Here is a 24180-nt window from a genome sequence, read left to right on the forward strand (position 1 = left end):
ATTTGATTGATGACGCAAGAGTTAAATTCGGCTATTTACTTGGAATATTGATAGGTTGAATCTACTTTCCAAGTTCTGAAACGCAGTTCAGCGCCTTCTGGTAGATAAAACACCTTAGGCAAGCGACTGTCATAGCGCATTTTTAGTTCACCCGGAATACGTACAAAAGCTTCTTTCTTCGCCAATTCGAAACAGGCCATCATAGTGCTTGGGCCTTCAGCGATTTCATCCACTTGATAGTAGTTATAACCCCAACCTTGCACTGTCAGTTCCTTCAATTCCCCGTTTAATCCATGCTTATTGCAATCAACCATTTGAGTCTGACCAATTTGGATTTCGACCATGTAGTCATCTTCGTTTTCTAATTTAGGTAAACTTAAAATGTGCTGCACCATACCTGCTGCCGGAGCAGGGAACATCTTAGTGGCTTCCTGTGCGCTGTAATCTTTTGGATCGAAACGTTGAATACTGATCATAGGCGCATTTAACCCTGTTGGATGTGGTGGGCTCACCGCCGCGGCATTGAATGACAATAGTGCAAATGCAAGGGGAACAGTGCTAACGCTAAATAAGGTCTTCAATTTCATTTTGTTTCTCCTAATCGAACTGAATTGATGTCGATAAATTTGTCTGTGTTCTGCTCCCTATAAACGCAGCAGAGGTAAAAAAGGGTTAAATTATTCAATAAAAAATCGATTTTTTATTCAAATAATCTTTATCAATCTGGATAATAAGGGTTAATTACACTTTCCAATGACTTATTTTGTTAAGTTCGCAGCTATTTCAATTCTTTGCTGTGGCTGTTTTATGACTCATATCATGCGAAAAATATACGAAATAGCCTAGATAAAAACCTTAAAACTTGGATTTCAACTTGCACTGAAAAGCCACCGCTGTGTCTGTCTATAACTGCATAAGGCTGTAATAAAGCCAATCTAACTCAGCTATGTGAGCTTTTTTTACTCATAAATCAAGCGCTAATCCATTAAACCTTGCCTGATATCCTTTGCCTAGTCTAGCTGCCTATCTTAATTTACATATCAGTGTCTCGACTGATGGCAGGAGAGCAGATGCATTATGGGGATCCAAATACACGTTTAAAAGTTTGAAAACAGTATATCTTGATAAATAGTTAATTTGATCTTCATATATTTTGATTTTCAAACTATAATTCAAGCGACGAGTTTTTCACCATTAATAGCGATAGAAATGGAACAGGGGCCATACAATGAAATCAATGACAGCCGAGCAAGCGACAGGGCATCAAGCTACTACGGGAAGCAGCCAAGGGCACTCACTCGCCCAATGGCAGCACGCCCATGAGTTTTCCAGTCAGAACCGCGATGGCGAGAAGAACACTCGCTATGTACTGTATTTAACCGTGATCACTATGGTGGCTGAAATTGCTGCCGGAACCATCTACGGTTCTATGGCACTGCTCGCCGACGGTTGGCACATGGGAACCCATGCCGCGGCCTTTATGATCACGTTATTCGCCTATTCCTATGCCCGTAAACACGCTAACGATCCTGCATTTGCTTTCGGTACTGGCAAAGTGAGTGTGCTTGGCGGTTATACCAGCGCAATAGCGCTAGGACTTGTGGCACTGGTGATGTTGATTGAATCGGGAATGCGACTGATTAACCCTGAGCAAATCCATTTTAACGAAGCCATATTTGTGGCTGTCATAGGTTTGAGCGTTAATGTGCTGAGTGTATTTTTACTCAAGGATCACCATACCCACGACCATGGGCACACTCATGGTCATAGTCACGATCATGGACATCAAGATGATCATGAAGACGAGCATGCTCATCACAGCTGCGAAGCACACTCCTCCCATGACGATCACGTCCATACGGCTCATTCACATGGTGCGGGTCCACATACACATGATGACTCACATGCACACGATGAAAGTCATCAAGATCATAGCCATTGCCATCATAAACAGGAGCACCATGTTGCTCAGCATGAGCATGAGAGTCAGAAGGCACACGGTGGTCATGATCACAACCTACGCGCCGCCTATTTTCACGTATTAGCCGATGCGTTAACGTCAGTGCTCGCCATTGCGGCCTTGTTGTTTGGTAAATACATGGGACTGACTTGGCTCGATCCGGTTATGGGTATAGTGGGTGCTGTGATTATTAGCCGTTGGTCATGGGGACTCATTCAGCAAACGAGTCCTATCTTACTTGACGGTGGTGTTAAAGCGTCATTGCAGCGTAAGGTCGTGGAAACTCTTGAGGCCGTACCGGATCATCAAGTGGCCGATTTACATCTTTGGCGAGTGAGTGCCGATCACCATGCTATTATGGTGTCTATCGTGTCCCATTCACCGAAAGATGTCAGTTATTTTAATCAGTTACTGTCACAATTTCCTGAATTGGCTCATATCACTATTGAACTCCATACTTGTCGTCAGCGCGAGTGTATGGTTAAGGAAGCCTAAATGACTGTTGAACATCATCATTCATCAAACCTGAATTTAACGACTGCTCATTCAACGGCCGCACATTCAACAGATCATGCATTAAATCATGTGATTATTGAATTTTATGAAAAGCTGTCGTCTTGGGAACACGCCATTGTGCGTGACAAAGGTTTTAGCCTATCGCAGGTGCACACCATTGAGTTACTCGGCGTGCACGGCGCTATGAGGATGAAAGAACTGGCGGATAAAATTGGTGTCACAACAGGCACACTAACGGTCCAAATCGACAAAATGGTAGAAGCTGAGTGGGTTGTACGTCGTCCCCATGAAACCGATCGTCGTTCGATTCTGGTGGAGTTAACCGAAAAGGGCCAAACTTTGTTCCTCGAACATGATGCATTACATCTACAACTCACTACAGATCTCACCGCTAAAATGAGCAGTGAGGAACGAATCGTACTGCTCAATTTGTTGTCTCGTATGAATAACGAGTTTTAATTTACCCTATTTCATCCACTAAAAAGCGTCCCTCGTGGACGCTTTTTTATAGCATGACATTTTTAAAAACGCGATTCATTCTAGATTAATCATCTGCTATTACAGTACCTTACCTTTTGTTACATTCTTGTTGGATTAATAGTTGAACTGGATATTAATTAAGGTAATGTAAGGGCAGATCTCAAGATGGACTTTGTTTAAAAGGAATAGAATGAATAATAAATTACTGCCTTGGTGCATTGCAGGAGTGCTCGGTATGAGCGGTCAACTTCACGCAGAAGAAGATAAATACATTTGGTTAGAAGATGTTGAAGGCGCAAAGCCGATGGAATGGGTGAAAACCCAAAATGCTGCATCTGCCGCCGAAATTAAAGCGTTTAAAGGTTTTGATACCTTAGTGGCGAACAGTCTCGCCATCCTGAACGATAAAGAACGCATTCCCTACGCGACCCACATTGGCGACAAGTTATACAACTTTTGGAAGGATGACACCCATGTGCGCGGTATTTACCGCCGTACTACCATGGAAGAATATGCTAAACCCGATCCCAAATGGGAGACTGTGCTTGATATCGATGCCTTAGGTAAAGCTGAATCCGTCAATTGGGTATTTAAGGATATTAGCTGTCAGTATCCCGAAAATGAGCGCTGTTTTGTCTCACTTTCCCGCGGCGGTGCCGATGCGGTGGAAGTGCGAGAATTTAATTTAAATACTAAATCCTTTGTTGCCACCAAAGATAAGCCATTCTTTTTAAAAGAAGCCAAATCAAGTCTGAGCTGGATAGATAAAGACCACGCCTTTGTCGGTACTGATTTTGGTGATGGTCAAAGCATGACTGACTCAGGTTATCCACGGGAGGTGAAACTCTGGCAACGTGGTACAGCACTCGAGCAAGCGAAACCGATTTTCACTGGTGACAAAACCTCAGTCGCAGTATCAGGCTGGGTTTTATTCGATGATAAAACGCCGCTGAGTTTAGTCACTGAGGCACATACTTTTTATACCGCCAGCCAATATGTCTATCAAGATGGCAAACTCATAGGGTTGCCATTACCTCAAGATGCTGAGATTAAAGGTTATTTTAAAGGTAAGTTATTTATTGAGTTAAAGAGCGATTTAACCAACAAAGACGGTAACTTTAAGCAAGGCGCGGTCGTGTATGCCGATGTGGCGGATCTTATCGCCCAAAAAGCCAAATTCAGTTTATTTGTGAGCCCGACTCAGACCGCATCGATAGCGCAGCTTAGTTTTAGTAAGAGTGCGATTTTCGTGAATTGGCTCGATAATGTGAAAAGCAAATTAGTGCGGTATGAGCAAGACGAAAAGGGCGCTTGGCAAAGCACCCAAGTCCCATTCGAAGCGAATGGCGCCCTGACGGTAATGGACGTTGAGCAAGACAGTGATGATTTTTTCGTGAATTACACCAGTTTTCTTGAGCCTTCAAGCCTCTATACGGTTAATGCAAAAACCTTAAATCCGAAGAAAATTAAAGGTATGCCGCAACAGTTTGCTGCGGATAAGTTTAAAACTGAGCAATACTTTGCGACGTCTAAAGATGGCACTAAAGTACCGTACTTTGTGGTGATGGCTAAGGATCTTAAGTTAGATGGCACTAATCCTACGCTACTTTATGGCTATGGTGGGTTTGAAGTCTCACTGCGTCCATCCTATTCGGCCACCATTGGTAAGAATTGGTTAGAGCAGGGCGGCGTATATGTGTTATCTAACATTCGTGGCGGTGGCGAATATGGCCCAGCTTGGCATCAAGCGGCGTTAAAGCAAAATCGACATAAAGCCTATGAGGATTTCGAGGCAATAGCGGAAGATTTGATTGCCCGTAAAATCACGTCAAGCAAACATTTAGGCATCCAAGGTGGCAGCAACGGTGGCCTGTTAATGGGGGCGGCATTTACCCGCAGGCCTGATCTGTACAACGCTGTCGTGTGCCAAGTACCTCTGCTTGACATGTTTAGATTCAATAAGTTACTCGCCGGTGCCAGCTGGATGGGCGAATATGGTAATCCGGATATTCCTGAGGAATGGGCTTACATTAAAACGTACTCTCCGTACCATAATCTGCATAAAGACGTGCATTATCCAAAGGTCTTTTTCACCACATCGACCCGTGATGATAGGGTTCACCCAGGTCACGCCCGTAAGATGGTTGCTAAGATGAAAGACATGGGAATTGATGTCTTGTACTACGAAAATATTGAAGGTGGCCACGCCGGCGCTGCAGATAATAATCAAGCTGCGGAACTTAATTCAATGGCGTTTGCCTACTTATTACAGCAATTAAGATAATTACCGCTGGGTTAGCATGAATTGTTAACTCTTCACTGGTAAAACCGAGCAAGACCCTAATAGGTTGGGGAGCAGAAAACGGTCGAACTTATTGAGGTTCGGCCGTTTTTTTAAGTTTATTATTTAATGTTAACAATACCCACAGATAATTTGAGCCATTGCCGAGAGCTTGCTACTATTGCGAAAAAATTTCACTGTCAAAGGCTAAGACTACCTTAAGAATACTAAGTTATTCTCGACAAACAACTAATTTGAGTGAGAGCTATCAGTGTTAGCAAGATTTAAGACTCTATCGGTGAATCGATTCACTTTTATCACAGCGTTATTTTACGTCTGTATTTTCAATATCCCATTGTTTGGCATCATTAAGAAAGGCATTGAAAAACAACCTGATGTCGATCCTATCTTCATTGCTACTGTGCCGTTGTTTTTAACCTTTGCACTCAGTTTTGTATTTTCCTTATTTACGGTGAAGTATCTCGTTAAACCGTTTTTCATCTTACTCACCTTGTTATCATCGAGTGTGTTCTTCGCTGCCTACCAATACAATGTCGTCTTCGATTACGGCATGATAGAAAACACTTTTCAAACCAATCATGCCGAAGCGTTCATGTATGTGAATTTCGCTTCGATAATGAATATGTTACTGACTGGGATTTTACCCGCATACCTTATCTATAAAGCGGATATTCAGTACAAACCTTTCCTAAAAGAACTACTGCATAAAGTGCTTTTTATGCTAGCGATGTTGGCAGGACTGGGCATTATTGCTTTCTTCTATTTTCAAGATTACGCGGCTTTTGGCCGTAACAACGACGAGCTAAAACGTTATATCGTGCCGACATATTTTATCGGCGCTGTCTCTAAGTACATCAATGTGCAGTACTTGCAAACGCCAATGGAATATCAGCAACTTGGCCTCGATGCAAAAAATGTCAGTGCCAACTCAAATGGAAAACCGAATTTATTAGTTCTAGTCGTGGGGGAAACCGCGCGTTCAATGAGTTATCAGTATTATGGCTACGACAAGCCAACCAACGCTCATACCCAAGACCAAGGATTAATAGTCTTTAAAGATACCCATTCATGTGGCACGGCAACGGCGGTATCTTTGCCTTGCATGTTTTCTCGCATGGGACGGGAAGATTACGATTCACGCCGTGCCTATGCTCAAGACACCGCCGTTGATGTGTTGGATCATGGCGGTATTAAAGTGCAGTGGTTTGACAATGATTCTGGCTGTAAAGGGGTGTGTGACCAAGTTGAAAACATAACCATTGATTTGAACAGTGATCCTAAGTTGTGCACTGGCCAATATTGTTTCGACCAAGTGTTACTGAACAAATTAGATGAAGCCTTAGCCAACGCAGAACGCAAAGATACCGTGATTGTATTGCATGTCATTGGTAGTCATGGCCCAACTTATTTTTTACGTTATCCAGCAGAACACCGTAAGTTCACACCGGATTGTCAGCGCAGTGATATACAAAACTGCAGTGAAGATGAGCTGATGAACACCTATGACAATAGTATTTTGTACACTGACTATATTATTAGCGAAGTGGTTAAAAAATTAGAAAATCAACAAGATAAATTTGATTCAGCCATGTTGTATCTGAGCGATCATGGCGAGTCTTTAGGCGAAAAAGGCATGTATTTACATGGCGCGCCTTACAGTATCGCACCGATTGAGCAGACGAGCATTCCTATGCTTGCTTGGGTGTCAAAAGATTTTAGCAAAGATAATCAATTGGATATGGATTGTTTGGCTGAGCATGCGGCGAAAGGTGGTTTCTCCCATGACAATTTATTCGATAGTCTATTGGGACTAATGAATATCAAAACTGAGGTATATCAGCCTGAATTAGATATCTTTGCTCGCTGCCGCGGTTAATTGTGGACTTAATTGTCGCGAGGTTTAGCTCGTTCTAGTTGGTTCGACACCATGATGAGGAAGAGGATGGCAACATCCTCTTTTCTTTTGCTCCCTGTCATAATAATTGATTTCTCCCATATCCAAATCGAATCAGTTGAGTTAACTTAATGTATACAAAAACATAACAAATCTATGGTTCGCGATTTATGTCTTCTACTGCAGAAAATAAAGAACTTGATTCTGCCGCGCAAATTTTGCGTTTGGCCGTGCCGCAAATGTCTGCCCTCGATATTCCTGTTACTCCTGAAAATTACACTGTTTGGTATGAATATTTTGCAGGTACAAATCTCGATTTAAATCGCGCGATTGATGGTTTTTTGGCGAATTCTGTCTCTTTTACCAAGGAAGTTAATACCAGTCTTTATAAAACCTTTATCCAAGAACAGTCACCAGAAGTAATTGAAAATGTTCAGATTGAAACACAAATCTTGATCAATAGCCTGTTGAATAAAATCAGCCAGTTGAGTCAAGGAACCGCGGCATTTTCTGGCTCATTAGCCGAGTTTGGTTTGCGATTACAGACTAATCCCGATATCAATACCTTGAACGAGCTGGTTGATGGTGTGGTCGATGAGATGCAGATGCTACTTATCAACAACCGTGAGATGGAGCAAAGTCTGTGTACCATGGGTCAAGAAGTACAAAATCTTAAGTCGGAAATGGAAAATCTTAGCCTCGCAGCGATGACAGACCAATTAACGTCTCTGCATAATCGCCGCGCCTATGAATTGAGTATTCAGGATCAAATCTACCGTTCACAAGATCACCAGACCCGCTGTAGTCTCTTACTGATTGATATCGATAACTTTAAAGCCTTTAACGACACCTATGGCCATTTGACCGGCGATAAAGTATTGGCCTATGTCGCATTAGCCTTAAAGCAATGTGTGCGTGGGGATGACTTTGTTGCGCGTTATGGCGGCGAAGAATTTGTGGTGGTGCTACCTAACACCCATTTTCACGACGCATTGCAAGTGGCTGAAAATCTGCGTGAACGTATTTCTGAGCGGCGCTTAACGGTAGGGAAAGACAAAAAGCTTTCCCTTGGCGCGATTACTGTCTCGATTGGGATGGCCTCATTGCAACAGGGGGATGATGCTGAAACGCTGTTTAGTCGCGCCGATAAAGCACTGTACCAAGCTAAGTCCGAAGGCCGTAACTGTGTTAGAGGCTGAGAATGTGATGCGAGTGTCGATGTTTCAAGGCGTTAAGTATTAGCTCGGTCGCTATTTCGTTAAATAATCATTTACTTAGGATAACAAAATGCCGCAATGATTTGCGGCGTTTTTGTTCGTCTGGATAGGTGCTATTGATCACTGGGCGGTTTTAAATCCATGTGCATTTTGATCAAATGCTCCTCCATATCGAAGGTCACTTTAAAACCGAGACTCTTGGCAAGACTGGCCATATTGCGATTCTCAAACATGGTAAAGCCGGTGAGCACGGGCGTGTCGTTGGCCTGATAATATTTGATTAATTTTTCGAGTAACAACTTGCCTAACCCTATACCTTGATGATCGCCACGCACCGCCATGGCAAACTCGGCCTCGGTATTATCAGGGTCAATAGATGCACGCACGGCACCTAAGGTGATGTCATCGCCATCGGGTCCCTTCGCCGTGGCGATAAAGGCCATCTCACGGGCGTAATCGATTTGAGTTAATACCGCCATTTCTTCATGGGTCATTTTCGAGCGCACCCCAAAATAGCGTTTGTATCTGTCTTCATCGGATAGCGAATTATCGAAGGCCAAATGTTTAGGTTCATCTTCGGGCAAAATCGGCCTTAGCATTACCTTAAGGCCATTTTTTAGCTCGGCGAATTCTTCTAATTCCTTCGGATAGGGCATGATGGCCATCCGCGATGAACTGTCGGCATTGGCATCATGCAAACGGATATTCACATCGAGCAGAGTGATGTTTTCACCCGCGGCCAGTACTGGGTTTAAATCTAACGAGGCGATTTCAGGGCAATCGATAATAATATGGGATATTTGCGTTAACATCACGCACAGGGCATTCATGTCTAGGCCCAGTGGTAAATGTCTGTCTTTTAACTTATGGGTCTTTAACGCTTGGATCACCATATAACGCGCCAGTGCCATATTCAGGGGAGGCAGGGCAACGGCAGCATCATTGGTGGGGTCCCATTCTGAGCCACCTTCGCCAAGGCAAATCGCCGGACCAAAGACGGGATCGCTTATCACGGCCACGCGGATTTCCTGCGCGCCAGCGGTCAACGCCATTTTCTGCACTATCATGCCTTCAATAATGGCTTCGGGATTGGCTTGATGCACCCTCTGGGTAATCGCATTCGCGGCGTGGCGGATATCTTCAGCCGAGGTTAAATTGAGCATCACTCCGTGCACATCGGACTTATGCAAGATGTTAGGGGATTGCACTTTTAACGCTAAGGGATAGCCCGCTTCATTCGCAATGGCCACCGCTTCATCGGCATCTTTCACAAACCAAGTGTCTATAGTGTTAAGCCCATAAGCACGCAAAATAGGGCTGGCCTCATGGGTTTCCAGTACCGATTTTCCTTTAGCTTGAGCCGCTTGCAATAATTTGCGCGCCGTGAGGCTATCTGTCGGAATATTATCGGGGATCGATTGCGGCACTTCTTGCAGCAGTTTTTGGTTACGACGGTATTCAACCATGTGCATAAAGGCCCCCACAGCACCTTCGGGTGTACGGTAGGTGGATATACCGCCCTTAGTGAAGCGTTTTCGTGCCTGATAAGCTGAGTCTTCACCGCTCCAGTTAGTCAAAATATTGAGGCGATTCTTTTTGGGATGCGCGTGGATCACACTCACCAAAGCATCAGCTATCTCAACACTTTCACCGAGTGCTGAAGGGGAGTGCAAGACCAAAATAGCGTCAAGTTCATTGGAATCCATCAAGATAGTCAAAGCTTTAGCATATCGTGATGCGTTCGCATCACCAATGATATCGATGGGGTTTTGCCTTGACCAAGTATTCGGTAACACGGCTTCTAATTTGGCTATGGTGTCATCTGACAATTCAGCCAATTTACCGCCGCGCATAATGAGTTCATCCACAGCTAACACCGCGGGGCCGCCACCATTACTGATAATTCCTAAGCGTTCACCTTGCAGCGGATTAGAATGCGCGAGGCTTTCAACCGCGGCAAACAGTTCAATTAGATCGTTAACCCGCAACATACCTGCACGGCGAAACGCCGCTTCATACACTGCATCGTTACCGCCAACACCACCCGTATGCAATTTTGCGGCGCGGGCACCTTCGGCGCTGCGGCCCGATTTAATCACTAGAATTGGTTTATTGCGTGAAGCGGCTCGAGCAGCGGAGAGGAAATGGCGCTTCTCATTCACTGAGTCGATATAAAGCATGATGGCGCTGGTGCGACTATCGCGGCCAAGGTAATCGAGCAGTTCGTCAAAGTTAATGTCGGTGGCATCACCGAGGGAGATAAAGGAGGAAAAGCCAATACCTTTGTTATTGGCCCAATCGAGTACCGTTGTACAAATAGCAGCCGATTGAGACACAAATGCTATTTTGCCCGGTAGGGCGCTGGCGTGGGCTAAGCTGGCATTTAATCCCAATGGGGGTAATAGCATTCCTAAGCTATTTGGCCCCAGAATGCGCATCCCGTAACGCTTAGCATTTTGCATGGCAAGGTCGAGCAGGCTCACGCCATCTTCGTTAAATTCCTGTGCCATTCCCGCTGCCATAATAATGGCCACCTTACAGCCAAATTGCGCAAGGGTTTCAACAATGGTGGGCACACGGCAAGCGCGGGTACAAATAACCGCTAAATCGGGTTTGATGGGTAAGGCTTCAATATTGGGATAGGCGAGCACGCCCATCACTGCCCGATACTTAGGGGTGACTGGCATGATAGGCCCCGAAAAACCACTCGATAGTAGGTTTTTCATCAGCACATTACCCGCGCGTTTTTCGGTATTCGAAGCGCCGATAATAGCAACGGAAGTCGGTTTAAATAAGGAGTTTAATGTACGTTGACTCATAAGCGATCCCATCCCAATCCATGACGCTTCCAGTGTAACCTAGGGTATGAGGACTGCACAGTTAAGTTTCGGGTTCCATTAAGACAAGTTTATTAGCAAATCATGAATTTACGGCAATTTACTGAGAATTAGCGCTCAATGATGGGGATTTCTATCGCGATAACTGCATTTTCCGCATTGCGACACGTAACAATGTGAATAATTTCACTTTCGTGTTTGAAAATCACCCAATATGAAACTACTTTTTAATCACTGTACAATTATTGTGAAGTCCATATGACATACAAGGATGGGGTCGTTGCGGTGCTCGCGGCAGGCGTTGGATATGCGCTGAGTTTGATGACATTGTGGGCTATTGGTCCGGTTATTTCTGTATTGATGATGTTGCTGTGGCAATTTTATCAGCACCAGCAAATGCAGTCAGTTCAACAGCATGATGATAAGTCCTTCAACAACCAACTTGCCGCGGATTGGCAAGCCCATATCAATCTGTATCAAGAGTCAATCACGACACTTAACGGCTGCGAGGCTAACATTGACAGTGTGCTAGCGGTGCAAGGTGACGCAGTCAATTTGCTCGGTGAGTCATTCGATGGTTTAGGGCGGTTAATGACGGAGCAGACAGGATTTATTTCAGATCTCGTTAAGAGTACTGATGATGCTGAGTTATTCCATTCAGATCAAATGAAGCAATTTGCCAACAATACCTCAATGACGTTAGAGCGCTTTATTCAATCCACCATAGAAATGTCGGCATCAACTATGGAGTTGTTGGAAAAAGTGAATCTCATCTACGAGTCTATGCCTCAAGCGATGAAAGCCCTGCAAGACATAGATCAAATCTCGTCCCAGACTAATTTGCTGGCTTTAAATGCGGCAATTGAAGCGGCGCGGGCGGGTGATGCGGGTAGGGGCTTTGCCGTTGTGGCAGATGAAGTGCGCGCTTTATCCACTCGTAGCGCAGGTTTTAGTGAAAGCATACAAAAACAGCTTAAATCAATTCAAATTCAGATTGAACAATTAACCGTACACGTGAGTAAAGTCGCCGCTCAAGATATGACTTATATTATTGATGCAAAAAAGGATATAGATACTGCACTAAGGCAGATTATCGTTAAAGCAGAGAAGGATTCTCAAGTGATTGAACGTATCGATTCATCCGCACATGAACTAGAACAAGCCATCTCGGATACTATTCGGGGATTGCAGTTCAGTGATATTACTTCCCAAAGCCTGATTTACACAAATCAGTCCCTAAACCATTTAAAAGAATCGCTCAATCGCGTCACCACTATGTCACAACAGGAGTTTGGCATTAAGGGGGATGATATCACAATACAAATGAGTCGCCGACGTCAGGAGACTCATAATCCCGTTTCAAGGGATCAAATTACCTGTGGTGAAATTGAACTCTTTTAATTAGGGATAACAAAATGTCAAATATTAAAGTTATTTCATTGCCAGAGCGCTTTGACTTTTATTACCACAAGAAATTCACCAGTGATTATCAAGATATTTTAACGCTTCCAGAGGTTAACCATATTATTTTAGATTTTAGTCGAGTGCTTTACCTCGATAGTTCTGCTTTAGGCATGATGGTACTGCTGCATCGTAAGGCGCAGGAGTTACATATTTCTACGTCTGTGAAAGGTGCACATGGTCAGGCGAATGAAATCCTTAGTATTGCCAATATGCAGAAAATCTACATCATAGAGTAACACTCATTATGGTATCGCTTACTCAGCCGGAACATTTTATTTTAGTTATCGATGATGACGCTATTGCGAGTCAAAGGATCAGTGACTTTATTCATAGCAAAGGTTACAACGTTATTGTTTGTAGTGATCTAGAAGAAGGTTTATTTGAAATAACGCAAAATACGGTTGATTTAATTCTGATTAACTATTGGTTAAAGGATGGTACCGCACTGGCGTTACTGGATAAGTTGAATAAGGATAAAAAAGAAACACCTGTTATCGTCATGAGCGAGACAAAAGAAAATCAATCCGTGTTAGCCTGTTTTAGAATGGGGGTTTTGGATTTTGTTGTTAAACCGATAAATGTTGAAATATTTTGGTACAAGGTTGAATGTTTACTTACCCGGGTGCAACTTCAGCATAAAGTAGAGCATCAAAGAATTGAACTTGAGAAAATGCTTTATGAAAAGGCCCGAGAAGAACACATGGCCCGGCATTTATTTGAGCACTTAGTCAATATTGATAATACTGACTTTGATTTTGTACATACTTACTGCCAAGCCAGTGCCAATTTTAGCGGTGATATTATCCTCAATGGCATAGCGCCTAATGGCAATTTCTTCTTAATTCTCGCCGATTCAACGGGTCATGGCCTGAGTGCAGCCATGCCTATCATGCGTGTTGCCAGTACATTTAGGGCCATGGTTTCAAAGGGATTTTCTTTAGTTACTTTTATTTATGAACTGAATGCTAAGCTCCACCGAGAAAACCCTGAAGACAGATTTGTTGCCTGTATTATTTTAGAAGCCGATTTTAATCGTAATAAATTACACATTTGGAATGGTGGTATGCCCCCCGTGTATATTCAAACGGGGGGAATTGACTGTTTAACAAACCACAATATTAAAGAAACTGACCATTCTCATTCAGTCAGTAATCAATCCATCGATAAATTTAAATCGACAAATATGGCCCTTGGTATTTTACCTCCGCATACTTTTATAGCGGATATTGTTACGGTTGATTTACCATCCCATGGGCATGCTTGTCTTTTTAGTGATGGTTTAATAGAGCAATATACCCATGACGGCAATCCATTTGGCATTGATAAATTAAAAGATCTATTTATTCATTTGTCCGGTGGTCTAGTCAAATATTTAGAGAATAATATGCATGAGTACTGTTCTGCTGAAAATATTGCCGATGACATCACAATTTGTACCTTAGATTTTGAACGATTAAACACTTGGCATCAAGATCGTGATGTTAGTCGTATTAAAGCCATTATGGATGGTGAGTTCTGCTGGGATGTCAGTATTGCAGGGCCTATTTTACTCAGCGCTGATTATTTAAGTTCATTGAATCAGTTTCTCAGCATATTGGGATTTGCGACTAATTTCTGTCAACGGGTTTTTACTGTTGTCGCAGAGTTATTTAGCAACGCCATTGATCATGGTGTACTAAAATTAGATTCTCGACTAAAAAATGATCCAGAAGGCTTCGAACTGTACCATAGTATTAGGGACAGTTTTGCAGATAGGCTCACGGAAAATGATTGGGTAAAAGTGAGCATCATCTGGCGTTCATCGCAGGATGAATTACATATTAGCGTGGCTGACAGTGGCAAAGGCTTTGAGGGTGATGAAAATTTGATGGCGGACATTCCTCAGTTGTCTGGGCGCGGTCTATCGCTGGTGAAAAAATTATCTAAGACATACGAATTAGTACCGCCAGGGAATATAACTAAAGTCATAATGGAATAGCGCATGAGTAAAAGAATATTAATTGTTGATGATTCCGCAGCGATCCGACAAATGGTCGAAGCGACCCTTAAATCGGCTAATTATCAAGTGGTACTGGCCAAAGATGGTCGAGAAGCCCTCGATATCTGTAATGGGCAGAGATTTGACTTCATTCTGACAGACCAAAACATGCCTCGAATGGATGGGCTGACCTTAATTAAATCCTTACGTGCTATGTCGGCATTTATGCGTACGCCGATCATTATGCTCACCACGGAAGCGGGCGATGATATGAAAGCCCAAGGGAAAGCCGCGGGTGCGACGGGATGGATGGTAAAACCCTTTGATCCTCAAAAGTTGTTGGCTATTACGGCTAAAGTGCTGGGTTAACTGCAACGGGGTACGCTATGTCCATCAATATGGCCGAGTTCCATCAGGTCTTTTTTGAAGAAAGTCATGAACATCTTGAAAATATGGAACAATTGCTATTGGCATTGGACCTTGCTTCTCCCGATCCTGAAGAACTGAACACCATTTTCCGTGCTGCACATTCTATAAAAGGCGGCAGTGGTATTTTTGGTTTTACCGCATTAACCAGTGTCACCCATGTGATGGAAAACCTGCTGGATAAAACGCGTAAGGGTAACTTCCAATTAACGTCATCTATTATCGATTTACTGCTGAGTACTGTGGACACGTTATCCCATATCTTGAGCTTGTACCGCGAAGAAGAGCAGATTGATTGGCAGGAGGTCGAATACAGTAAAAGTCAGTTGGTCGCAGCGTTAAATGGTGAGCCTTTTAGTTCATCAGTTGCGATACGTAATGGTACAGACGCCGCTAGCACTCCCATCATAAATGCAACACTGACCGCACCAGTGGAGGCAGAAGATCTGGGTTTTGGATTTTTTGAAGATGAAATGGCACGTGATATTGCCATCGAAGGTGAAGACTTTGGATTTTTTGATGAGGCTTATCAAGCGGAAGACATCAGCGCTGACAGTGTGGCAAATAATAAAGAGTGTATTGCTGAGCTGTGTGATGTGACAATTGACGATGATGAGTTAGGCTTTGGTTTTTTTGAAGCATTAACGCCAGAATCCTTCGCCAATGAAATCGAGTTATTAAGTTCGAAACCGCTAGTGCAGAAGGTTTATAAGCCAGCGACCACTCGAGCACATCAAACCAAGGAAACTGGAAGTAGCCAATCCAAAAACACCTTATTTAAAGCCAAAGCGACTGAGCCCACCGTACCTGATTCAACCGTGCCCATGAGTCCTTCTGTGAAAGCAAGCTCGCCTGCAATACTGAGTTCAAACGCAACATCAAACTCATCCGTTGCCCCAAATCCCAATACCACAGAGGTGAAAACAGCGACGAAAAAACCAGCCACGCCAGCCCAAGATGCCACCTTAAGGGTCGAAACCTCTAAGATAGATACTTTGGTTAATCTCGCGGGCGAGCTGGTGATCACTCAGTCTATGTTGACCCTCATTGGTAACGAGATGACAGGCGATTTAGGTGAGCGACTCAAGACCGCACTCAATGAATTGGAACGTAATACCCGTGAGATGCAAGAGGCAGTGATGTCGGTGCGTATGCTGCCAGTATCCTTTGTGTTTAACCGTTTCAACCGTTTAGTGAGGGACCTTTCTGAGCAACTGGGTAAAAACGTCAATCTCGTGATTGAAGGTGGCAACACAGAAATTGACAAGGGCATGATTGAAAAGCTCGTCGATCCGCTGACCCACTTAGTGCGCAATAGTTTAGATCACGGTATCGAAAAACCTGAAAAACGGCTCGCTGCGGGTAAATCTGAAGTGGGTGTGTTATCCCTTAAAGCCAGTCAAAGGGGCGGCAATATCGTTATCGCTGTGTACGATAACGGCGCAGGCTTAAATCGTGAACGCATTATTCAAAAGGCGCGGGAAAATGGTTTGCAAGTGGCTGATAACAGTAGCGACAAGCAAGTTTGGCAATTGATTTTTGCCGCAGGATTTTCAACTGCGGAGGAAGTCACAGATGTGTCAGGCCGCGGTGTCGGTATGGATGTGGTGCGCCGTAATATTGAAGCCTTAGGTGGACGCATTGATATTGAGTCCACTGAGGGCCAAGGCTCAACCTTTGAAATCCAGTTGCCACTCACGCTCGCCATTGTCGATGGTATGACGGTTTCTGTGGGAAATCAGATCTACATTCTGCCCTTAGTGCACATCATAGAATCTATTCAGCCGCAAACGGAACAACTTAAATTTCTCGCCAAAGAAAGACTCTTAAAAGTACGTGAAGAGTACTTACCTCTGCTCAATCTTTATCAGCTGATGGAAATTGAGCCCAATGCCCGCTGCCCAGAAGAGGGGATAGTCGTATTGCTCGAAAGCAACCACAAGCGCTTTGGCCTGTGCGTTGATGCCTTAGTTGGCCAGCAGCAAGTGGTGATTAAAAGTCTTGAAAAACATTATCGCAGGATCCCCGGTGTTTCCGGCGCCACCATCATGGGCGATGGCAGCGTCGCGTTGATCCTCGATGTCGAATCGCTCGCTCTGCACATTAAAAATTAAGGAAATAGCCATGGAGAGTCGATCAACTATGACCGCCAAAGTGGAATACAACGCCCATGATGAGGTGGAGTTTTTAAGCTTTATGTTAGGCGAAGAGCACTATGCCCTCGATATTATGTCCGTCAAAGAAATTCGCGGTTATGAGTCGGTCACTAAAATCGCCAACGCCCCTAGCTTTATAAAAGGCGTGATTAATTTGCGCGGTGACATAGTGCCCATCGTGGATTTGCGTATGAAATTTGCTGTTGGAACCGCCACTTATAACGAGTTCACTATCGTTATTATGCTCAATGTGTTTGAACGTATAGTCGGCATAGTGGTCGATGCCGTCTCCGATGTGATTAAGCTGTCGGCGGAGGAAATCTTACCTGCCCCAGAATTTGGGGTGGCGTTCGATAGCCGCTACCTCAAAGGCTTAGCCACAGTCGAGGATAAGATGATCATTTTAGTAAATATTCAGGCTCTGATCAGCAGTGATGAGCTGGGTCTAATTGATGCAAATAGTCTGACTGATCAGGAGTAACAATAATGAGTATTTTCAATTTTTTTGGCAATGATGAGGCGCGTGAGCAAAGGGATGAAGAGCGTCAGCGCTATTTTCAGCTACTTGATAACAGTGGCAACAGCTTTATGATAGCTGACAGTCAGCGCAATATTATTTATGCGAATAAAGCCGTCGTCCGTTTACTGCAAGAGGCAGAGGACGATATTCGTAAAGAGTTACCTCAGTTCTCTGTTGCCAAACTGATTGGCAGTAATATCGACATTTTCCATAAAAATCCAGCACATCAGCGCAATTTATTAGAGCGTCTAACCCAATCCCATACCGCGCAAATCACCATAGGCAAACGTACTTTTAGGTTGATTTTGACGCCGATTATCACGGCTGAAAATAAGCATTTAGGCACAGGTGTTGAGTGGATAGACCGCACCGAAAGTATCGAAGCCGAGCGAGCAACCCTGCGCATCCTCGAAGCGCTCAATAATACCAGTACCAACGTTATGATCGCCGATGCTAACCGTACTATCATTTATATGAATCGCTCGGTCGAAACTATGTTGCGCCATTCTGAAAGTGAGATCCGACAAGCTTTACCGCATTTTTCCGTAGATAAAATCCTCGGCAGCTCGATGGATATCTTCCACCGCAATCCTGCTCACCAAGCAAGTTTACTCGATAAATTAGACCGTAAATATGAATCGCTTATCAAGGTCGCGAGTTGCCATTTTCGCTTAACCGCCAGCCCCATAGTGTCTAAAGAAGGTGAGCGCTTAGGCACTGTGGTTGAATGGCTCGACCGCACCATTGAAGTCCAAACTGAGCAGGAAATTTCCCGCATAGTCACAGCCGCAGCGGCAGGTGATTTCTCCCAAAGGGCGGAAACAGATGGCAAGCAAGGTTTCTTTTTAATGCTGGCGAACAATTTAAACTCGTTAATTGAAACCTCGGAACGTGGATTGCAAGATGTGGCGCGCGTGCTGATGGCGCTAGCGGATGGCGATTTGACCACTCGCATTTATAACGATTATGAAGGCACCTTTGATGATTTGAAAAATTACTCAAATCAAACTGCTGAAAAGTTATCCTTCATGATCCAAGATATTCAACGAGCCGCGGATACCATCAATACCGCTTCGGCAGAAATAGCTCAAGGCAACGCTGATTTATCCAGCCGCACCGAAGAACAAGCTTCGAGCCTAGAGCAAACCTCGGCCAGCATGGAGGAACTCACAGGTACAGTGAAACTCAATGCGGATAACGCCAGTCAAGCCAATGCCTTAGCCTCTAAAGCGGCTGAAGTCGCAGTGGATGGCGGTGAGCTTATTCAGCAAGTTGTCCAGACCATGGCATCGATTAATGAATCGGCGCGTAAGATTGCCGACATTATTGGTGTTATCGATGGCATTGCTTTCCAGACCAATATCTTAGCGCTCAATGCTGCGGTTGAAGCTGCGCGGGCGGGCGAACAAGGCCGCGGTTTTGCTGTGGTCGCGTCAGAAGTGCGTAGCTTAGCCCAACGTTCGGCCAATGCCGCTAAAGATATCAAGGCACTGATCTCGGATTCGGTGTCTAAAATCGAGAGTGGCAACAGCCTTGTCGGTAAGTCCGGCGATACCATGAAGGAAATCGTCATCGCCATTAAACGGGTGAACGATATCATGGCGGAAATCGCCTCAGCCTCTAATGAGCAGGCCATCGGTATCGATGAGATCAGCAAAGCCGTAGTGCAAATGGATGAAATGACGCAACAAAATGCGGCATTGGTTGAAGAAGCGGCCGCTGCAGCGGAAAGCATGCAATCCCAAGCGCAGCAACTCTCAGATAGTGTCGCCAGTTTTCGCGTGGACGACGAAGATGAAGCCCCAAGACGCAGCAACGCGAGATTAGCGGCGCCCAAAGCGAAGGCGATGAAACCCATCAAACAGCAGCTTCAACCTATGGCAAGAGCCAGAGTGACAGAGAAACCTAAAACCAATGCGATGAAGCCCATGAAGCAAGATCAAGATGAATGGGAAGAATTTTAATTGAGTGAAAACAAACCATTGGAACGAGAGTTTGCCTATACCTCGGTGCACTTTAATACCGCGAGGACGACGCTGTACCGCTTAGCGGGGATCAAACTCGCCGATAGCAAGGATGCTATGGTGTATAGCCGTTTAGTGCGGCGGATCAGAACATTGAAATTAGCCGGATTTTCGGCTTATTTTGAGTATCTGCTAAGCCATGAAAACGAACACCAAGAATTTATCAATGCGTTAACCACTAATCAAACGGCATTTTTTCGGGAACCGCATCACTTTGAAGTGTTAAAGCAATATTTAATCGATAACCCAGATACCCGCAGGATCTGGTGTGCGGCCAGTAGCACAGGGGAAGAACCTTACTCGATTGCGATTGTCGTCGCTGAACATTTCAACAGTTTTAAAACGCCTATTGAGATCATTGCTTCCGATATCGACAGCGGCGTACTTAAAAAGGCTGAAATGGGTATTTATCCCTTAGACAGGATCGATACTGTTAGCGATATCCGCAAGAAACGGTTTTTTCACCGCGGACGCGGTTCACAGTTGGGTAATGTGCGCGTTGTGCCCGAATTAAAACAAATGATCAAGTTTACTCGCATCAATTTACTCGATTCTTTTTGGCCGTTAAAAACGCCAATCGATGTGATTTTTTGCCGTAATGTAATGATTTATTTCGATAAAGAAACGCAGGAAGTCATATTAAAACACATGATGAACTCCCTTAGCGAGGATGGGCTTTATATTGCGGGACATTCGGAAAATTTTAATATGTTCCCGCAAATCATCACTGCCGTTGGTCAAACAACCTATCGGCCAGTGAAGGGGCTCATGAGTGCTAAAACCTAATATCGAATATGCTATTGCAGAGCCGAATCGCTATCACGATCATCATTTTGGTTGCGATGCGGTAAAAATATTACCCGGCGAGTATTTTGCGACCCGTGAAGATACCATGATAGTGACAGTATTAGGCTCCTGCGTCTCAGTGTGCTTGTATGATCCTAAGCTCAAAATCGGCGGAATGAATCACTTTTTATTGCCAAGTGACAATAGCAATTGTACTGGGGTGCTCGCCGATTCTGCCCGTTACGGCGTGTATGCAATGGAGTTGTTAATCAACGACTTGCTCAAGCTTGGCGCGCAGCGTAACTCACTCGAAGCTAAGGTGTTTGGGGGCGGCAATATGTTACGCAGTTTTACTGTGCACAACATTGGTGAGCGTAATGCTGAGTTTGTGATTGAATATCTCAATCTTGAAAATATCCCTATCGTTGCTGCCGATTTACTCGATGTGTATCCGCGCAAAGTGTATTTTTTCCCCCATTCGGGCAAAGTGAAAGTCCGTAAAATTAAATCCATGCATAACAGCACAATTCTTGACAGGGAAAGTGAGTACCGTTTACGGGTTCGTAATTTACCTTCGGGCGGCGACGTTGAACTATTTGGTGATTAAGTTATGACGATCAAAGTGTTAGTTGTTGACGATTCTGCGCTAATGCGCAGCTTGCTCGGTAAAATGATTGAGGCTGACTCTGAACTGTCTCTGGTTGGGCTTGCTGCCGATGCCTACGAGGCCAAGGATCTGGTGAACCAATTTCGCCCCGATGTGATTACCTTAGACATTGAAATGCCCAAAGTAGACGGTTTAACATTTTTGGATCGCTTGATGAAAGCCAGACCTACAGCTGTAGTGATGATTTCATCGTTAACCGAGCAGGGCGCTGATGCGACCTTTAATGCCTTGGCCTTAGGCGCGGTGGATTTTATCCCTAAACCGAAATTAGACTCGCCCCAAGGTATCCATGATTATCAGGATTTGATTTTAGATAAGATCAAATCTGCCGCGAAAGCCAAAATCATCAAGCCGCAGAAATTTGTTGAGCCAGTACGCCCTGTTTCAAGTAAGCGGCCAGTATTGGCCAATACAACCCTGACTCAGCATTTAGTCGCGATAGGCGCATCTACTGGCGGTACTGAAGCCATTCTTTATGTATTACAACATTTACCCGCGGCTATGCCGCCGATAGTGATCACCCAACATATGCCAGCGGGTTTTACCCGCACTTTTGCTGAACGTTTAAATCGACAGTCACGGATCACTGTCAAAGAAGCCGAGCATGGGGAACGACTCTTACCTAGTTATGCCTATGTTGCACCAGGGGATCATCACCTTGAGATCATCAAAGTGGGTGGTAGTTATAAAGTCAAATTAACCCAAGATGAAAAGGTCAGTGGCCACAGACCTTCGGTCGATGTGATGTTTACGGCCTTGGCCCAATGTGCCGCGCCCAATATCAGCGCGATGATTTTAACCGGTATGGGCAAAGATGGCGCCGAAGGCATGGTGGCGCTACACCAAAAAGGCGTCACTACATTTGCCCAAGATGAACAAAGTTGTGTGGTATTTGGCATGCCACGAGAAGCAATAAAGTGCCGTGCAGTAGATTATGTGGTGGAGTTATCGCAGATGCCGAGCAAGCTCATTAACCATTTAAGCTCACTGTGACCGCCCACGCTGAGTGGGATTAAAAAGTAACGAATAGAGCGTGAGTCTCGCAGGAAGAGCATTACGCCGAACTGATTTGTGCGCTGCAGTGGCTCATTCTGTTTAGGGTTAGTCAGTCGTAGAAACCACGAGCTGATTTCTACCTAAACGCTTAGCTTCGTAAAGGTTTTTATCTGCCAGTAACAGGCAATCTTGAAATTCCTCACATTGATCCGAAAAGGCTAAACCGCCGCTGAGCGTCACCTTAAATTCGACGCCATCTTCAACAAATACGATATGGCTAAAGCTTTCACGGATCGCATTTAACTTGGCAATCGCCAGTGGTTTTTGCATATCTGGCAGCACTAACATAAATTCTTCGCCACCGTAGCGGCCGGTAAAGTCAGTTTGACGTAAGGATTGTTGTAACAGATGGGCAAATGCCAACAACACCTTATCACCACCGGAATGACCATAAGTATCGTTGACCTTTTTGAAGTGATCTAAATCGAACATAGCGATACAAACTTGAGAGTTAATCCGTTTCGCTACGTTAAAACAGCGTCTCGCAGCTACCAGAATTTGGGTATGATTTAGCAGCCCAGTTAAGCTGTCGCGACTAGCCGAACTGCGAATATCATGACCCCGTTGCGCACGGGAAATCACCTGCGCGACGAATAAACTCGGCGCGGTTTGCTTTGAAATTAAGTCATCTGATCCCGCTTGTATGATGCTGACTTTATTCTGCATCGTATCATCAGAGCTCAACACGAGAATTGGGCTCGAGGTGTATTTGTCCAATTGACGGATCATCTTTGCCAGCTCAAGCCCGTTCACTTCGGGCATGTACAAATCGAAGATAAACAAATCAGGCTCAAATTGCTCAAGGGCAGGCAAGACTTGCTCGGCACTCGATAACCCTTTTACCATCAAACCGTGACTGCGTAACAGACTTGAAAAGTAATCCACCATAGATTGTTGATCATCCACCAGTAACACCTTAAGCGGCTGTTTCTCTGACATTTTGAGGGATTGATGGATTTTGCGCACTAATGAGGTGGTCTCAGCGGGTTTGACAAAATATTCGCTGACATTGGCGCGAATGGCCAATAGCCGCATGTCAAAATCTCCCCGCGAGGATAAAACAAACACTCGGGTATTATTCTTCTCAAACTCAGTGGCGGCTTCGAACAAGGCCTCTTCAGTCCAATCGGGTAGAATTAAATCCAATAGAATCAGATCGAAGGGCGTTTTATTTTGCACTACCAGAAAGCTCGTGAAATTCAAAAAATGCTGCACACTAAAACCGAACTCTCGCAGCTGCTTTGTGATCATCGCGCCGACATTACCATCGTCTTCTATGATGGCAATATGGTGCTCATGGCGCGCCTTTGATGGTTTATAGGGGCTTTGCTGCATTTGCGCCTCTACTACTGGCGCCGACGGTTGGCCGCGCATATTGTTTTGTAACAACTGGTGGAAGAGGGTATCTAAGCCTTTGATCGTAGGAAGTTCGGGGGCTGGCGCATTGAGCAGCCCCTTAAGCAGCAACTCCAGTTTATCGACTATGTGTTTGGTATCTGATAACCCAAAGGTCTCGCTCGACCCTTTTAAGTTATGCACCTCTCGGTACACGGCAGACAGCATGTGTGCGTCCCAATTTTTACGCAATGAAATCCACAAGGTAATGATTTGTTTCTTTTTATCCGGCAGTGCATGTAAAAACTGTCGTTTAAGTTGCTCTAACGAATCTTCAAAACTCATAGGCAATAGATATCCTAAATAATTGAGCCCTAGGTCTTAATCTCTATGTAGACGCTACGCCAAGACGTTAAAACCCGTTCACTCCAACACTGAAATGGAAACTGCTCTGGAGAAGCATGTAACAGATTCAATCAATTGCACTTATCTTTACACTAACTCATAGAGTGTAAACCACTGCGACAAAAACGACGGGGAAATGCTGAGATTGCATAGGTAT

18 protein-coding genes are annotated in these 24180 nt (G+C 44.5%); 15 read left to right on the forward strand and 3 right to left on the reverse strand.

Annotated features, from left to right (window positions below; translation table 11 throughout):
* Window positions 1–35: 35 nt before the first annotated feature.
* Entirely contained in the window at window positions 36–587 is a 552-nt protein-coding gene (eco, locus tag HQQ92_RS09120; protein WP_028759893.1) for a serine protease inhibitor ecotin, read from the reverse strand.
* A 641-nt stretch (window positions 588–1228) separates the two neighbouring features.
* Between eco and HQQ92_RS09125 the strand changes: the two genes are divergently transcribed.
* From HQQ92_RS09125 to HQQ92_RS09145, 5 genes are all read left to right on the forward strand, one after another.
* Entirely contained in the window at window positions 1229–2455 is a 1227-nt protein-coding gene (locus tag HQQ92_RS09125) for a cation diffusion facilitator family transporter (RefSeq protein ID WP_173244774.1), read from the forward strand.
* Window positions 2456–2935: a MarR family winged helix-turn-helix transcriptional regulator gene (locus HQQ92_RS09130; RefSeq protein WP_173244777.1), complete on the forward strand. Its 480-nt coding sequence runs from the start codon at window positions 2456–2458 to the stop codon at window positions 2933–2935.
* A 211-nt stretch (window positions 2936–3146) separates the two neighbouring features.
* Window positions 3147–5240, forward strand: a complete 2094-nt coding sequence (locus tag HQQ92_RS09135; RefSeq protein WP_173244780.1) for a prolyl oligopeptidase family protein — start codon at window positions 3147–3149, stop codon at window positions 5238–5240.
* A gap of 268 nt (window positions 5241–5508) precedes the next feature.
* A complete protein-coding gene (locus HQQ92_RS09140) occupies window positions 5509–7134 on the forward strand; it encodes a phosphoethanolamine transferase (protein WP_173244783.1) in 1626 nt (541 codons plus the stop codon).
* A 188-nt stretch (window positions 7135–7322) separates the two neighbouring features.
* Window positions 7323–8351, forward strand: a complete 1029-nt coding sequence (locus HQQ92_RS09145; protein WP_028759897.1) for a GGDEF domain-containing protein — start codon at window positions 7323–7325, stop codon at window positions 8349–8351.
* A gap of 131 nt (window positions 8352–8482) precedes the next feature.
* Here the strand turns inward: HQQ92_RS09145 and HQQ92_RS09150 are convergent, their stop codons facing one another.
* Entirely contained in the window at window positions 8483–11188 is a 2706-nt protein-coding gene (locus HQQ92_RS09150; protein ID WP_173244787.1) for an acetate--CoA ligase family protein, read from the reverse strand.
* A gap of 276 nt (window positions 11189–11464) precedes the next feature.
* Here HQQ92_RS09150 and HQQ92_RS09155 point away from each other — a divergent pair, with 276 nt between their 5' ends.
* Genes HQQ92_RS09155 through HQQ92_RS09200 form a run of 10 tightly spaced genes read left to right on the forward strand, consistent with a single transcriptional unit; the run spans window position 11465 to window position 22220 of the window.
* Complete coding sequence (locus HQQ92_RS09155; protein ID WP_173244790.1) at window positions 11465–12607, forward strand: methyl-accepting chemotaxis protein; 1143 nt, start codon at window positions 11465–11467, stop codon at window positions 12605–12607.
* Between the two features lie 14 nt (window positions 12608–12621).
* Complete coding sequence (locus HQQ92_RS09160) at window positions 12622–12906, forward strand: STAS domain-containing protein (protein ID WP_028759900.1); 285 nt, start codon at window positions 12622–12624, stop codon at window positions 12904–12906.
* Window positions 12907–12914: 8 nt separating this feature from the next.
* Window positions 12915–14648 (forward strand): SpoIIE family protein phosphatase, encoded by a 1734-nt coding sequence (locus HQQ92_RS09165; protein WP_173244793.1) that lies wholly within the window; start codon window positions 12915–12917, stop codon window positions 14646–14648.
* 3 nt (window positions 14649–14651) lie between these two features.
* On the forward strand, window positions 14652–15017 hold the full coding sequence (locus HQQ92_RS09170) for a response regulator (protein WP_028759902.1): 366 nt from the start codon (window positions 14652–14654) through the stop codon (window positions 15015–15017).
* 17 nt (window positions 15018–15034) lie between these two features.
* Window positions 15035–17188, forward strand: a complete 2154-nt coding sequence (locus tag HQQ92_RS09175; RefSeq protein ID WP_173244796.1) for a chemotaxis protein CheA — start codon at window positions 15035–15037, stop codon at window positions 17186–17188.
* Between the two features lie 10 nt (window positions 17189–17198).
* A complete protein-coding gene (locus HQQ92_RS09180; RefSeq protein ID WP_049821692.1) occupies window positions 17199–17711 on the forward strand; it encodes a chemotaxis protein CheW in 513 nt (170 codons plus the stop codon).
* A 5-nt stretch (window positions 17712–17716) separates the two neighbouring features.
* Window positions 17717–19714 (forward strand): methyl-accepting chemotaxis protein, encoded by a 1998-nt coding sequence (locus HQQ92_RS09185; RefSeq protein ID WP_173244799.1) that lies wholly within the window; start codon window positions 17717–17719, stop codon window positions 19712–19714.
* On the forward strand, window positions 19715–20560 hold the full coding sequence (locus HQQ92_RS09190) for a CheR family methyltransferase (RefSeq protein ID WP_173244802.1): 846 nt from the start codon (window positions 19715–19717) through the stop codon (window positions 20558–20560).
* Entirely contained in the window at window positions 20547–21167 is a 621-nt protein-coding gene (gene cheD, locus HQQ92_RS09195) for a chemoreceptor glutamine deamidase CheD (RefSeq protein WP_105252529.1), read from the forward strand. The genes HQQ92_RS09190 and cheD overlap by 14 nt, the downstream gene beginning before the upstream one ends.
* Window positions 21168–21170: 3 nt before the next feature.
* A complete protein-coding gene (locus HQQ92_RS09200; RefSeq protein ID WP_105252528.1) occupies window positions 21171–22220 on the forward strand; it encodes a chemotaxis response regulator protein-glutamate methylesterase in 1050 nt (349 codons plus the stop codon).
* A 108-nt stretch (window positions 22221–22328) separates the two neighbouring features.
* Here HQQ92_RS09200 and HQQ92_RS09205 read toward each other — a convergent pair whose 3' ends face one another.
* Entirely contained in the window at window positions 22329–23963 is a 1635-nt protein-coding gene (locus HQQ92_RS09205) for a diguanylate cyclase (RefSeq protein ID WP_173244805.1), read from the reverse strand.
* Window positions 23964–24180: the final 217 nt, after the last annotated feature.

Source organism: Shewanella sp. DC2-4, assembly GCF_013248875.1.
GTDB lineage: Bacteria > Pseudomonadota > Gammaproteobacteria > Enterobacterales > Shewanellaceae > Shewanella > Shewanella oncorhynchi.

What these genes read in the sequence shown, in the direction of transcription:
- HQQ92_RS09125 (WP_173244774.1), top strand. Translation starts at nt 1,229, where the DNA reads ATGAAATCAATGACAGCCGAGCAAGCGACAGGGCATCAAGCTACTACG.
- HQQ92_RS09155 (WP_173244790.1), top strand. Translation starts at nt 11,465, where the DNA reads ATGACATACAAGGATGGGGTCGTTGCGGTGCTCGCGGCAGGCGTTGGA.
- eco (WP_028759893.1), bottom strand. Translation starts at nt 587, where the DNA reads ATGAAATTGAAGACCTTATTTAGCGTTAGCACTGTTCCCCTTGCATTT.
- HQQ92_RS09160 (WP_028759900.1), top strand. Translation starts at nt 12,622, where the DNA reads ATGTCAAATATTAAAGTTATTTCATTGCCAGAGCGCTTTGACTTTTAT.
- HQQ92_RS09150 (WP_173244787.1), bottom strand. Translation starts at nt 11,188, where the DNA reads ATGAGTCAACGTACATTAAACTCCTTATTTAAACCGACTTCCGTTGCT.
- HQQ92_RS09130 (WP_173244777.1), top strand. Translation starts at nt 2,456, where the DNA reads ATGACTGTTGAACATCATCATTCATCAAACCTGAATTTAACGACTGCT.
- HQQ92_RS09180 (WP_049821692.1), top strand. Translation starts at nt 17,199, where the DNA reads ATGGAGAGTCGATCAACTATGACCGCCAAAGTGGAATACAACGCCCAT.
- HQQ92_RS09175 (WP_173244796.1), top strand. Translation starts at nt 15,035, where the DNA reads ATGTCCATCAATATGGCCGAGTTCCATCAGGTCTTTTTTGAAGAAAGT.
- HQQ92_RS09185 (WP_173244799.1), top strand. Translation starts at nt 17,717, where the DNA reads ATGAGTATTTTCAATTTTTTTGGCAATGATGAGGCGCGTGAGCAAAGG.
- HQQ92_RS09200 (WP_105252528.1), top strand. Translation starts at nt 21,171, where the DNA reads ATGACGATCAAAGTGTTAGTTGTTGACGATTCTGCGCTAATGCGCAGC.
- HQQ92_RS09170 (WP_028759902.1), top strand. Translation starts at nt 14,652, where the DNA reads ATGAGTAAAAGAATATTAATTGTTGATGATTCCGCAGCGATCCGACAA.
- HQQ92_RS09165 (WP_173244793.1), top strand. Translation starts at nt 12,915, where the DNA reads ATGGTATCGCTTACTCAGCCGGAACATTTTATTTTAGTTATCGATGAT.
- HQQ92_RS09145 (WP_028759897.1), top strand. Translation starts at nt 7,323, where the DNA reads ATGTCTTCTACTGCAGAAAATAAAGAACTTGATTCTGCCGCGCAAATT.
- HQQ92_RS09135 (WP_173244780.1), top strand. Translation starts at nt 3,147, where the DNA reads ATGAATAATAAATTACTGCCTTGGTGCATTGCAGGAGTGCTCGGTATG.
- HQQ92_RS09205 (WP_173244805.1), bottom strand. Translation starts at nt 23,963, where the DNA reads ATGAGTTTTGAAGATTCGTTAGAGCAACTTAAACGACAGTTTTTACAT.